Source organism: Clostridioides sp. ES-S-0010-02 (assembly GCA_020641055.1).
Classification (GTDB): domain Bacteria; phylum Bacillota; class Clostridia; order Peptostreptococcales; family Peptostreptococcaceae; genus Clostridioides.
The window spans coordinates 1,717,851-1,730,959 of record CP067345.1; the positions used below are offsets into that span (position 1 = coordinate 1,717,851).

A 13,109-nucleotide genomic window follows, 5' to 3' on the forward strand; every position below is an offset into this window, starting at 1 on the left:
AAGTAGTATCTAAAAAAGCTGTAGGTAAAATCTACAGCTTTTATTATTAGGTAATCGCATAGAATAAAGATAATTAAAAGTACTCCTTATTTATCTTATAGTATAAATTATTTAACTATTTAATTTCTATAATAAATATATTTAATTGTTTTTAAGTACAATAGTATTTAATTTATATTTATGAATTAATCTTTTTATTTGCTAGTTCTAGTTCTAATTTTTTTATAAAATTATTAAATTCATCTGGTTGTCTTTTTCCAAATAAGATTCTTACAATAAGTGAATTAATTTTTCCAAATATATTTCTATCACTTTCACTTTCAGTGAAAATAAGTTTTGTATTTTCTAAATCAATATGTATAAGTTCATATCTAGTAATAAAACTTTCTCTGTTATTGCTTGTTTTTATCTCATATATTCTATTCTTCTCAAAATTAGTTATTTCAACCTTAAATCTTTTATTATTTTTTTGTTGTACAAATGTACCTACCGCCCTCTTCTCGTTAAAATTAGGGAAATTTAGTCTTGCAGATTTTATAAATATATTAAATATATCTTTTGCAGAGTATTTCAATAAAGCTTCAGATTTAAATGTTTTCATATTATTTTCCTCTCTGTGTGTAATTTTAATACTTGTAAATTATTTTTATAAATAAAATAGTATAATATGTCATATAAAGTCATACCTCAGTTAGAGATATGATTAAATTACTGTGTATATGAGCATTTAATAAAATACTATTATATCGAATTAAAATTTAAAAACAGAAAGTGTTAAAAGCATAAGGGTTCATAAATTCTTTGTTGAGTAGATATATAATATTATATCTAATTAAATAAACTTTTCAATCCTAATTCTATAACTAATTTATATGATAATCTATATTATGAATTATAATATCAGCAATCAAAAACAGTTAATACATTTAGTAAATTACTAAATGTACAAAAAGCAAATGTTTATCAAAATGTATGAATGCTTATGAAAAAGTAGTCATTTACAAGCGTTGCAAAGAAAAAAAGTATTGAAATAAGTATGGCATGATAGTTGCTTATATATTTATCAAGAAAGGAGTTATCAAGCATGGAGTTGAGAGATAAACTTGTAAACATCATAAATACAGAAAATAAAAAAGACCCACTAACAGATGTTCAAATAGCAAAGTTTTTAAATACAACTAGAGAAAATATAACTAATCTAAGGAAAGAACTCAATATAAGTAATTCGAGACAAAGAAGATATCCTTATTTAAAGTCAGCGATTTCAGCAATATTGCAAAACAGCAAGGATATTTCTATTTCAGAAATTACCAGAGAGTTGATGACAGAAGGATTCAATATATCAAGAAGAGTTGTAGAGGAAATTTTACCTAAAGAAAGTTTAGAAATGGAAATCGTAGAGGTAATTGAAGAAAAATCAAGCGACCCGTTTGAAACTTTGATTGGAAATAAGGGAAGTCTTAGAAATGCTGTAGAACAAGCAAAGTCTGCTATATTGTATCCTCCAAAAGGTCTTCCAACTTTAATTGTAGGAGAAAGTGGAGTTGGTAAGAGTTTATTTTCTAAACATATGTATGAGTTTGCAAAGAAAAAAAAGGTAATAAAAGAAAATTCTAATTTTGTTGTATTTAACTGCGCTGATTACAGTGATAATCCACAATTATTGTTATCTTTATTATTTGGATATAAAAAAGGTGCATTTACAGGAGCTGAATATGATACACCAGGTCTTGTAGAAGAAGCTGATGGAGGAGTTTTATTTTTAGATGAAATTCATAGATTACCTCCAAAAGGTCAAGAAATACTATTTTCTATTTTAGACAGAGGCAAATTTAGAAGATTAGGTGAAACTAATGCTGAAAGAAAGGTAAGCATGATACTGATTGGAGCAACTACTGAAAACGTAGAGACTAATTTATTGTTGACATTTAGAAGAAGAATACCAATGCTAATAACATTACCATCATTACATGATAGACTGTTAAAAGAAAAAATAGACCTTATATACAATATCTTTCAACAAGAGTGTAACAGAATAAATGCAAAAATATTTGTAGATAAAAATGTGATTGAAATACTTGCATTAAAAAAATTTAGTGGAAATATAGGGCAATTACAAAATATGATTCAGGTTCTTTGTGCAAGAGCTTTTATGAAGTTTATAAATTCTAAAGATGAAGATTGTGAATCAATAGTAGTAGTAGATATAAATGAAGTTTTAAAGCTTAAGGATTCTTTCAAAGATGCTGCTTTTCAAGAGGTTGAATACACAGAAATAAGAAAGTATTTAAAAAATGCTATATTTATACCATTTAATGTAGAGGAATCCTCAATAAAAGAAAATATTGTGAATGATGAGTACATATTACCAGAGGATATATATAAAACAATTGAAAAGAAATATTATGATTTAAAGTCTCTAGATATTGAAGATATTGACATAGAAAACATTTTATGGACTTTTGTTTTAAATAGATTTGCTGACATAAAGTTTAATCTAGAAAACGATGAAGAAATCTTCTCAATGAGTGATTTAAATAGCTTTGTAAGTGATAGTCTAGTAAAACTGGTAAAAGAGCTAATGAATAATATAATTGAAAAAAATACTAATTTAGAAGTAAATAAAAATGCATTTAAATATCTAGCAATACATTTAGAAGAAGCAATAAAAAGGATTAAACTAAATCAAAAGATAATAAATGTAAACTTAGAAAAAATAAAAATAGATTTTTCAAAAGAATATGAAATAGCAAAACGCTTTGCAATAAAAATTGAAGATACAAATGAAATTAAGATTCCAGAAGATGAGATTGGATTTATAACACTTTATATAAAATCAGCCTTAAAGAATGAAGTAAAAAAAGATAAAGTTGGATTGATAATAATCTCTCATGGTCGTATAGCTACAGAAACTGTAAATGTTGTTAAAGAGCTTTTGGGAGTAAAATTTCCTGTGGCCATAGACATGCCTTTAGATGAAAAACCAATGAATATATATAACAAGGCGGTGGAGTTGTCAAAAATAATAGACCAAGGGAAAGGAATATTATTTCTAGTTGATATTGGGTCACTTACAAATATAGGACAAATAGTAAATAAGAGAACTAACATAAATACTAAAACTATTGATAGAGTAGATCTTTTAATGGCATTAGAAGCAGCTAGGAAAGTTTCTATGGGAGATGAAGAACTTGATGAAATGTTTTTTTCTCTTGTAAAAGATAGGATGGGATATAATTATGAACTGGAAAAGCATATAGATAAAACCAATGCAATTGTAGCCTTATGTCTTACTGGAGAGGGAACCGCTAAGTACATAAGCAAAACATTAGAAGAAAAGTACAACAATACTAAATGTTATCAAATGAGTGCTTTGGATGAGAATCTTCCCTATAAAATTGAAAAATTAAGAGAAAAAAATAATATATTAGCCATTGTTGGTACAATAAATCCCAAAATACCAGGTATAAATTTTATTCCATATAATAAAGATGTTTTTAAAAACCTAGATATCTATCTTTCAAAAAAGCAAGATGATAGTCAAATCAAAGGATATGGAAGAATGCTTGATGAGGATTTAGTAATATTTGAGCCAGATATATATTTTAAAAAGGATTTACTAGAATATGTATGTTCAATTCTTATCAATAAAGGATATGTGGAAAAAGATTATTTGGATTCAGTTCTGCATAGAGAAGAAATGCTTCCAACTTATTCTAAAGGGGCTACAGGTGTACCTCATGGAGATTCTTCTACAGTAAATAGTACAAGATTTGTTTTTATTAAATTAAAAAACCCTATTGACTGGGGTGTAGGCAATGTGAATTTTGTATTTATGCCAGTTTTTAAGACTAATGATAAAGATATTGTTAAGAATGTTCTTGAAATTTTAAAAGATGAAAAGTTTATGAATAGTGCTAAACAGTGTTTTGATAAAGAAGATTTTAAGAAGATTATATTTGATAAATTTAAAAATATATAGATATAGCAACAATTTGAGAGGAGTTAGAGTAATGAATGTAGATTTAATATCATTAGGTTTAGAAGCTAATGATTATGAAAGTATTATCAGAGAATTAGGAAATAAAATGTATCAAAAAAAATATGTAAAAAATACATATATAAATGCCGTTTTGAAAAGAGAAAAAACATTACCTACAGGGCTTAATATTGGAGAAATGTGTGTTGCGATTCCACATACAGACTCACAACATGTAAATGAATCTAATGTAGCTGTAGGAATATTGAAAAATCCAGTAAAATTTAATTCAATGATAGACCCAACAGATAAATTAGATGTGGAGCTTGTATTTTTACTAGCAGTAAAGAATCCAGACTCTCAAGTAAAATTATTAAAAGATTTAATGTCAGTTTTTCAGAATATAAAGCTGTTGAGAGATATAAAAAATGCATCAACAAAAGAAGAAGTAGCTGAATTATTAAATTTTATAGAAATATAATGAAAAGATGTTTTAGAAGTAAATAATAGAAAATTAGAAACTTAAAAGCAGTATTAACTTTTGAGCAATTTAATTTATATAAAATAAAACTTAACTATAATATTAGGAGGAAATTATTATGAAACAATTTAACGTATTATCAGTATGTGGTTCAGGAACAGTTACATCATCAATGGTGGCAGGTAAATTAAAAGAAGTATTAGGAGATAAGGGTATATCTATTACAACAACAGAGGCTAGACCAACAGAAGCATTAAATTTGGCACAATCAGGAAGATTTGATTTTATAACATTTACAAGCCCACTTCAATCAGGTGATTACGGAATACCAACTATAAATGCATTTGCTTGTCTTACTGGTATAGGAGAAGATGCATTCTTTGAAGAAGTTTTAAAGGTTATTGATAGTTTAAATAAATAGTGTTTATAGTATTTAAATTAATAATTTAGATACTATAATAAACTATTATTCAAATAACTACTATCAAAATAAATTTAATTAAAGTGGCATCATTTAAGAATTTATTAGAATAAAAATGACAACAAAAAGATATTTATTTAGACATATTTAATTAATTTGATAAATGTTTAGAAATAGGAGGGTAAAAGATGTTAACATTTATGAAATCTATAATCGATACATTTGGTTCTGCAATTATAGTTCCAATTATAATATTCATAATAGCAAAAATATTTAAAGTGACTACTAAGAAATCGTTTCTTTCAGCTGTATATGCAGGTGTTGCTTTGCAAGGTTTTACGTTAATATTAAATTCATTTACACCAATAATAACACCAGTAATTAATAGAATGGTAGATAGTACAGGAGTAAATTTACCTGTGTTTGATGTTGGTTGGCAAGCTACATCATTAGTTGCATTTTCAACAAGTGCAGGTATGATATACTTAGGTCTTGGAATATTATTGCAAACTATTTTATTTTTAGTAAAGTGGACAGATGTATTCCAACCATCAGATTTATGGAATAATTATTCCTATATGGTTTGGGGAGCAATGGTAATAGGAGTGACAGGCAATTTCCCTTTAGGTATAGGATGTATGGTCTTGTTAAACTTATACAGTTTATTAATATCAGAATTAGTTGCAAAGAGATGGTCTAGTTATTATAGATATCCTAATTGTACAATAATAGCTATGCACAATGTTGAAGCTTCTGTCTTTGCAGTATTTGCAGACCCTATATATAACAAACTTGGACTAAATAAAATAAAGTTAAACCCTAAAGAATTAGAAAAGAAATTAGGATTTTTAGGTGAGCCGATTACTCTAGGTCTTTTCTTGGGTATGTTTATTGGTATACTAGGTAATATGACTAGAATAACTACTATGGAAGCTTGGGGAGAAATAATGAAAGTTGGTATATCTACAAGTGCTGTTATGGCAATATTCCCAAAAGTAGCAAGTATGTTTGCTCAAGCATTTGCACCTATAACAGAAGCTGCTAGAAAGATTATGCAAAAAGCTGGAAATCGCGAGTGGTATATAGCAGTAAATGATGCTGTGGGATATGGTGAACCTGCAACTTTAATATCAGGTCTTATCTTAATTCCAATAATGCTTGTAGTAGCTATGATACTTCCAGGGAATCAGGTATTACCAGTTGTAGACTTACTTGCAATTCCATATATGGTACAAGGTTTAGTTGCAGTACATAATGGTAATATACCAAAAGTAATAGTTTCAGGTATAATATGGTTTGGATTAGGATTATATATATGTACATCTACAGCTCCATTATTTACAGATATGGCTACAAGTGTAGGTGTTGCTATACCAGCTGGAGCTATGCTTATAACAAGTTTCAATATACTAGGAAAACCTTTGATGGGATTAGTGTTCTTTGCATTCTTAAGTGCAAATCCAATTTATATAGGATTAGCAGTTGTAATTTATTTTGTCTTATGGGCATTATTTAGAAAGAATAAAACAAGTATACTTGAATATTTAGAAAAACAAGCACTTAAAAATGTTGCAGAAGAACCTGTAGTAGCATAGCTTAAGTTTATTAAATATAAGAATACAATGAATCAAGAAATCTATAATTGATTTTATAGGAGTATCAGAGATTATCTGAAAATCTATAAATGAAATGTAGATTTCTTTTTATTTTGATAAATATTAGGATTCTGTTTTATTGTGCTCAACTATTAATTTTATGAATTTTATTTTGTTATTTAAAACATATTTTTTTATATTTATACAATAATGTAATTTGATTTTATAAAATGTATTATACACTGTCAAAATGCTTTGTATGTAAGGTATTTGTAGATATGAATTATTTGTTTTTTGTATGGCATAAATATTGCTATATATAAGTGTATAGCATGAAGGGAGAGGTTTATATGGCAAATAAGATGAGAGCATCAGTACTATACGATATAGGTGATGTTAGATATGAAATGGTTGATATACCAGAAATAACAGATGGAGAAGTACTTGTAAATGTTAAATATGTTGGAATATGTGGCTCGGATTTACCTAGGTCTATGGTTAGTGGATTGAGTGGAGGTACAGCATATCCATTAATCTTAGGACATGAGTTTTCTGGTGAAGTTGCTAAAGTAGGGTCAAAAGTAAAGAGTATTAAAGTAGGAGATAGAGTAGCTGTTGCCCCATTAGTTCCTTGTGGAGAATGTGGTTATTGTAAAGAGGGGAATTTCGGATTATGTAATGACTACAATATAATTGGGACAAGAGTAAATGGAGCTTTAGCAGAGTATGTGAAAGTTCCTGAAGAGCATGTTTTAAAATTACCAGATACATTAGATTATGAAACTGCTGCTGGAATTGAACCAGCAACTATAGCATATCATGGGATTGCAAAAGCAGATATTAAGGTAGGAGATAGTGTAGTTGTACTAGGGTGTGGTCCAATAGGTCAGTTTGCTTTACAATGGGCAAAGGTTTTTGGAGCATCTAAAATTATAGCTGTTGATATTTTCAATGAAAAGCTAGAACTTTCTAAAGGTCTAGGAGCGAACTATACAGTAAATTCAAAAGAAGTAGATGCAATTGAAGAAATAAAAAAAATAACTAATGGTGGTGCTGATATTGTCATAGAGACTGCTGGTAGTAGGTTTACTCAAGAGCGATCTCTACTTATAGCAAAAAAAAGAGGAACTATAGTATTTGTAGGTATTTCGCATACAGAATTACCACTTAGTGCAAAAGCTACGGAGAGCATATTACGTGGAGAACTTACTTTGAAAGGTTCTTGGAATTCATATACAAGTCCTTATCCTGGAAGAGCATGGACCGCAACATTAGATTTTATGGGAAAAGGAGATATTATTTTTACACCAATGATTTCACATAAAATAGGTCTTAATGAGGTAGGAGAATTTCTGCGTAAAATGGCAAACAGAGAAATAAATTTTAATAAAATCCTAGTAGAAATATAAAAATTTAAGAGGTATAAAAATGAATAAAAAACTAAAACAAATAGCTAAAAACATAAGAATAAGTATTATAAAAAGTATAACAGAAGCTAAGTCTGGACACCCAGGAGGTTCGCTGTCAATAGTAGATATATTAACTGTATTGTATTTTGAAAAAATGAATATAGACCCTATAAAATTTAATGATGAAGATAGAGATAGATTTGTATTATCAAAAGGGCATTCTGCACCAGCATTATATGCAACTTTGGCAGAAAGAGGTTATTTTGAAAAAAAGGATTTAATAAGTTTAAGAAAATTTACTTCTAAGTTACAAGGACATCCAGACATGAAAAAGGTAGCAGGAGTAGATATGTCTACTGGTTCTCTTGGACAAGGTTTATCTGCTGCAAATGGTATGGCATTAGCTGGTAAATTAGATAATAAAAGCTATAAAGTATACACTATTTTAGGAGATGGCGAGATTCAAGAAGGACAAATATGGGAAGCTGCAATGACAGCATCACATTATAAATTAGATAATTTAATTGCATTTGTTGACTTAAATGGATTGCAAATAGATGGTTCTAATGAAGAAGTAATGAATGTTAGTCCAGTAGATGGCAAATTTAAATCTTTTGGATGGAATGTAATACTAATAAATGGACATTGTTTTGATGAAATAGGAAATGCAATAGATGAAGCTAAAAAAGTTACAGGAAAACCAACAGTAATAATAGCTAAGACTGTAAAAGGTAAAGGTGTTTCATTTATGGAAAATAATGCTGCATGGCATGGAACAGCTCCAAATGCAGAACAAGCAGAACAAGCATTGAAAGATTTAGAAGGAGGTCTATAGGAATGGGAATAGCAACTAGAGAAGCTTACGGACAAGTGTTAAAAGAACTTGCAGAAAATAAAGATATAGTAGTATTGGATGCAGACTTAGGAAAAGCTACAAAAAGTATATCATTTAAAGAAGTTGCTCCAGATAGATTTTTTGATATGGGGATAGCAGAAGGTGACATGATTGGTACAGCAGCAGGTCTTGCTACTTGTGGAAAAATACCTTTTGCAAGTACTTTTGCAATATTTGCAGCAGGAAGGGCTTATGAACAAATAAGAAACTCTGTGGCATATCCAAACTTAAATGTTAAAATAGCAGCTACTCATGCAGGAGTAACAGTAGGAGAAGATGGAGGAAGCCATCAAGCTATAGAAGATATATCTTTAATGAGAGGTATACCAAATATGGTTGTATTAAATCCTGCTGATGGAATAGAAGCAAAGAAAGCTATATTTTCTGCTGTAGATTACAATGGTCCTGTATATCTAAGACTTGGAAGAGCAACTACTGAAGATATACATAATGATGATTATAATTTCAAAATTGGAAAGGGCGAGATTCTTAGACAAGGTTCAGATGTAGCTATAATTGCAACTGGAATAATGGTTTCAAAAGCTATTAAATCTGCTGAATTATTAAGTAAAGAGGGACTTGAAGCTATGGTAGTTAATATATCAACTATAAAACCAATTGATAGTGAACTTATAGTAGAGGTAGCTAAAAATACTGGTAAGGTGGTAACTGTAGAGGAACACAGTGTAATAGGTGGATTAGGTTCTGCTGTTACAGAAGTTTTAAGCGAGAAATACCCTGTTGTAGTAAAGAGGATAGGTATAAATGATGAATTTGGTCAATCAGGAAATCCAGAATCTCTATTAAACTATTATGGATTGACTGTAGAAAATATAGTTAGTACTGCAAAATCATTCTAAATAAATATAATCAATAATAAAAGCAAACTAAAAATAAATTTTATCAAAAAAATATAGGAGGAATCAGAATGTTAGAGACTCTAAAAGAAGAAGTATTAAAAGCAAATTTGGAATTACCTAAAAGAGGATTAATCACTTATACATGGGGAAATGTAAGTGGAATAGATAGAGAAAAAGGGTTAGTAGTAATAAAACCAAGTGGTGTTGAGTATGATAAGATGACTGTAGAAGATATGGTAGTAGTTGATTTAGATGGGAATATAGTAGATGGTAGATTAAGACCTTCTTCAGACACTCCAACTCATCTAGTTTTATATAAAGAGTTTGAGGAATTAGGAGGTATAGTACATACACATTCAAGTTGGGCTACAACTTGGGCTCAAATAGGTAAATCTATACCAGCATGTGGGACTACTCATGCAGACTATTTTTATGGAAGTATACCATGTACTAGAAAAATGACTCGAGAAGAAATAAGTAGTGAGTATGAAAGAGAAACTGGTAATGTAATTGTTGAAGAATTTATGGGGAAAAACCCAATACACTGTCCAGGAGTAATTGTAAATGACCATGGTCCTTTTACTTGGGGTAAAAATGCAAAAGAGGCTGTTCATAATGCAGTGGTTTTAGAAGAAGTTGCAAAGATGGCATATTATACAGAATTAATGAGTCCTGAGAATACTATGGATAGATTACTTATGAACAAGCATTTTTCAAGAAAACATGGTAAAAATGCATACTATGGTCAAAAATAACTATCTGGAGGTAAATTATGCTAGAATCTTTAAAAGTTAAAATTGTAGAAGTAGCAATTAAAGCAGAGAATTATGGCTTGTGTAAGGAAAAAGCTGGTAATTTTAGCATTAGAGATAAGGATACTGGATATATACTTATAACACCTTCAGGTATAGGAAGAGAAGAATTGAAGACAGAACACATTTGTGTATTAGACTTGGATGGGAATGTAATAGAAGCTGAGAAAGGTATTAAACCTAGTAGTGAGGTACTAATGCATATTGAAATATACAAAGTGAGAGCAAATGTAAATGCTATATCGCATACACATTCTCTCTATGCAACAGCATTTTCAGTGGCAAATAAACCAATTATACCAATTGTATATGAGTCAGTTAATTATGGTGGTTATGTAGACATAGCTCCATATGAAAGACCAGGGACTTTGGAACTAGCCAAAAGTGTTTCAAAGTTATTATTAGATACGGATGCATGTTTATTAGAAAGGCATGGATTGACAACTGTAAGTAATGACCTTGAAGATGCTTTGTTAAAATCGAGATATGTAGAAGAAGTAGCAGAAATATACTATAGGTCTTTAGTATTAAATCAATTTAAAGAACCTAAGGCAGTAGATATTAATGAATTTAAAGCATGGAAATATCCAGATGAAATAAAATTTTAATTAGGATGATTTAAATTAAATAGATGAACTATAATAGATATTAGCTTCTTTATATAGTGTAGTACTTCTTAAGTAAATATATTTAATCTGATATATTCATTTAAAACAAAAATAATATAAAACCCTAAATCGATTCTTATATTGGTTTAGGGTTTTATATTTTTTATTTATATATTTCTACTTATGCATTTCTTTTTAGTTGATTTTCTGGAGAATTTATATATTCAAAGTATTTTTTAGTTTCAGATACTATTATAGGTGATAGTGCAAGCAAAGCTATTAAGTTAGGTATTGCCATAAGTCCATTTACAATATCAGCAATTATCCAAACTACTTCTAACTTTAAGAATGCACCTAATAATACCATAGCTACAAATACAGTTCTATATCCATTCATACCTTTTACACCAAATAGGAATTCAAAACATCTTTCTCCATAATAACTCCACCCCAAAATTGTAGTGAATGCAAATAATGTTAAGCTAACTGTAAGTAATATTGGTCCAAATGTAGGAATAGCACCATTAAAAGCTGCTTGAGTCATAACAGCACCATTTAAGTCTGAACACCAAACACCTGATATAACAAGAGAAAATCCAGTAAGTGTACAGATTATAATAGTATCTATAAAAGTTCCTGTCATAGATATAAGTCCTTGCTCTGCTGGCCACTCAGTTTTAGCTGCAGCAGCTGCTATTGGAGCACTACCTAAACCAGATTCATTTGAAAATACACCACGGGCGATACCATTTCTAATTGCTAGTGACATAGTTGCACCTAGAAAACCACCAGTTGCAGCAGTAGGTGTAAATGCACTTTTAATTATCAATACAAAAGTTTCAGGTATTTTATTCCAATAAGATATTAAAATGACTCCACAGATTACAATATAGATAACTGCCATAAAAGGTACTATCTTAGTAGCAACATTAGATATACTTTTAAGACCTCCAAATACAACTAAAGCTACAAATACTGCTAGTACAACACCTGTAATTCTAGGGTCCACTCCAAAGCTACTATTGATAGCGTCTGTTATTGAATTTACTTGAGTAAAAGTACCTATTCCTAAAAGTGCAACTAATATACCACTTATAGCAAAGAATATTGCAAGAGGTCTCCATTTTTCTCCCATACCATTTACTATGTAGTACATAGGTCCACCAGATACTTGACCATTTTTATCTTTAGTTCTGTATTTTATTGCAAGGACACCTTCTGAGTATTTAGTAGCCATCCCAAAGAATGCAGCTATCCACATCCAAAAAAGTGCACCAGGTCCACCAGCTTTAATAGCTGTGGCAACCCCAACGATATTACCAGTACCAACTGTAGCAGCCAATGCAGTACATAAAGCTGCAAAACTTGAAACATCACCACTACCTTTATTTTCAGCAGCAAATATTAGCTTAAGAGCACGTGGAAGTTTTGTTATTTGCACAACGCCAAGTTTAACAGTAAGTAATATACCAGTACCAACTAGTAGTACCAACAGGGGCGGTCCCCAAATAAAAGCATCAACTTTGTTTAAAATATCAATTAGATTCATAAAAACACTCCCTCATTTTTTTGCTTTACACAATCAATAGAATTTTTAATGAAGTAATTGACAGGAAATTAGTATAATTTATTAATAATTTCTAGTGTAATAAAAAAAGCTAAATCTAAAATAGATTCAGCTCTGGATATACACTAATTAGCAACCAAAATAAAAGTATTAATAATACTAGTTTTGGTAGATAATCCCTGTCCTTTTGCCTGAGAGATTGAGCACAAATGCCTTGCCCCTTCGGCGCCCATAATGGGTCTCTCCAGAGTTCCGTAAATTTTACAGTCCTACTTTAAAAAAGTACCTGAGAGTGTTACTCCTTCGGTGTGCCATATGGCAACTCTTCTATAAAATCTTAACCGGATATTGATTTGTCATAGCTTATTGTATTAATAATATTAATATAAGGTTTTGTGTTTTGTCAACTAAAAAATTTAAAAACAGGAAAAAAATATAAAAATATAAGTCTAATTACGAATTATAAACTTACAAATTTAAAT

At 29.5% G+C, this 13,109-nt stretch carries 11 protein-coding genes and 1 riboswitch; of the genes, 9 read left to right on the forward strand and 2 right to left on the reverse strand.

All coding sequences use genetic code 11. The features are described 5' to 3' along the window. Positions 1-178 precede the first annotated feature (178 nt). Entirely contained in the window at positions 179-601 is a 423-nt protein-coding gene (locus JJC01_07950; protein ID UDN59779.1) for a DUF3284 domain-containing protein, read from the reverse strand. A gap of 483 nt (positions 602-1,084) precedes the next feature. Between JJC01_07950 and JJC01_07955 the strand changes: the two genes are divergently transcribed. The 9 genes from JJC01_07955 (at position 1,085) to JJC01_07995 (ending at position 11,060) form a co-directional block, all read left to right on the forward strand. Further along, entirely contained in the window at positions 1,085-3,982 is a 2,898-nt protein-coding gene (locus JJC01_07955; protein UDN59780.1) for a sigma 54-interacting transcriptional regulator, read from the forward strand. Between the two features lie 31 nt (positions 3,983-4,013). After that, positions 4,014-4,460: a PTS sugar transporter subunit IIA gene (locus JJC01_07960; protein UDN59781.1), complete on the forward strand. Its 447-nt coding sequence runs from the start codon at positions 4,014-4,016 to the stop codon at positions 4,458-4,460. A 118-nt stretch (positions 4,461-4,578) separates the two neighbouring features. After that, positions 4,579-4,881 (forward strand): PTS sugar transporter subunit IIB, encoded by a 303-nt coding sequence (locus tag JJC01_07965; GenBank protein ID UDN59782.1) that lies wholly within the window; start codon positions 4,579-4,581, stop codon positions 4,879-4,881. A 188-nt stretch (positions 4,882-5,069) separates the two neighbouring features. Continuing rightward, a complete protein-coding gene (locus tag JJC01_07970; GenBank protein ID UDN59783.1) occupies positions 5,070-6,476 on the forward strand; it encodes a PTS galactitol transporter subunit IIC in 1,407 nt (468 codons plus the stop codon). A 350-nt stretch (positions 6,477-6,826) separates the two neighbouring features. After that, positions 6,827-7,885, forward strand: a complete 1,059-nt coding sequence (locus JJC01_07975) for a galactitol-1-phosphate 5-dehydrogenase (GenBank protein ID UDN59784.1) — start codon at positions 6,827-6,829, stop codon at positions 7,883-7,885. A gap of 19 nt (positions 7,886-7,904) precedes the next feature. Next, positions 7,905-8,720: a transketolase gene (locus tag JJC01_07980; GenBank protein ID UDN59785.1), complete on the forward strand. Its 816-nt coding sequence runs from the start codon at positions 7,905-7,907 to the stop codon at positions 8,718-8,720. A gap of 2 nt (positions 8,721-8,722) precedes the next feature. Continuing rightward, positions 8,723-9,640 carry a transketolase family protein gene (locus tag JJC01_07985; protein ID UDN59786.1) on the forward strand — a complete coding sequence of 306 codons (918 nt, stop codon included), beginning with the start codon at positions 8,723-8,725 and terminating at the stop codon, positions 9,638-9,640. 68 nt (positions 9,641-9,708) lie between these two features. Continuing rightward, the gene (gene araD / locus JJC01_07990; protein ID UDN59787.1) at positions 9,709-10,395 is read left to right on the forward strand and encodes an L-ribulose-5-phosphate 4-epimerase; all 687 of its coding nucleotides are present in this window, start codon (positions 9,709-9,711) and stop codon (positions 10,393-10,395) included. Positions 10,396-10,412: 17 nt separating this feature from the next. Continuing rightward, complete coding sequence (locus tag JJC01_07995; protein UDN59788.1) at positions 10,413-11,060, forward strand: class II aldolase/adducin family protein; 648 nt, start codon at positions 10,413-10,415, stop codon at positions 11,058-11,060. Between the two features lie 181 nt (positions 11,061-11,241). Here JJC01_07995 and JJC01_08000 read toward each other — a convergent pair whose 3' ends face one another. Then, complete coding sequence (locus JJC01_08000) at positions 11,242-12,609, reverse strand: sodium:alanine symporter family protein (GenBank protein ID UDN59789.1); 1,368 nt, start codon at positions 12,607-12,609, stop codon at positions 11,242-11,244. Positions 12,610-12,796: 187 nt separating this feature from the next. Continuing rightward, positions 12,797-12,885, reverse strand: a riboswitch (glycine riboswitch). Positions 12,886-13,109 lie beyond the last annotated feature (224 nt).

Bases quoted from the DNA above. Each gene is read 5' to 3' on its own strand.
- JJC01_07995 (UDN59788.1), top strand. From the start codon at position 10,413: ATGCTAGAATCTTTAAAAGTTAAAATTGTAGAAGTAGCAATTAAAGCA.
- JJC01_08000 (UDN59789.1), bottom strand. From the start codon at position 12,609: ATGAATCTAATTGATATTTTAAACAAAGTTGATGCTTTTATTTGGGGA.
- JJC01_07980 (UDN59785.1), top strand. From the start codon at position 7,905: ATGAATAAAAAACTAAAACAAATAGCTAAAAACATAAGAATAAGTATT.
- JJC01_07985 (UDN59786.1), top strand. From the start codon at position 8,723: ATGGGAATAGCAACTAGAGAAGCTTACGGACAAGTGTTAAAAGAACTT.
- JJC01_07955 (UDN59780.1), top strand. From the start codon at position 1,085: ATGGAGTTGAGAGATAAACTTGTAAACATCATAAATACAGAAAATAAA.
- araD (UDN59787.1), top strand. From the start codon at position 9,709: ATGTTAGAGACTCTAAAAGAAGAAGTATTAAAAGCAAATTTGGAATTA.
- JJC01_07975 (UDN59784.1), top strand. From the start codon at position 6,827: ATGGCAAATAAGATGAGAGCATCAGTACTATACGATATAGGTGATGTT.
- JJC01_07970 (UDN59783.1), top strand. From the start codon at position 5,070: ATGTTAACATTTATGAAATCTATAATCGATACATTTGGTTCTGCAATT.
- JJC01_07960 (UDN59781.1), top strand. From the start codon at position 4,014: ATGAATGTAGATTTAATATCATTAGGTTTAGAAGCTAATGATTATGAA.
- JJC01_07950 (UDN59779.1), bottom strand. From the start codon at position 601: ATGAAAACATTTAAATCTGAAGCTTTATTGAAATACTCTGCAAAAGAT.
- JJC01_07965 (UDN59782.1), top strand. From the start codon at position 4,579: ATGAAACAATTTAACGTATTATCAGTATGTGGTTCAGGAACAGTTACA.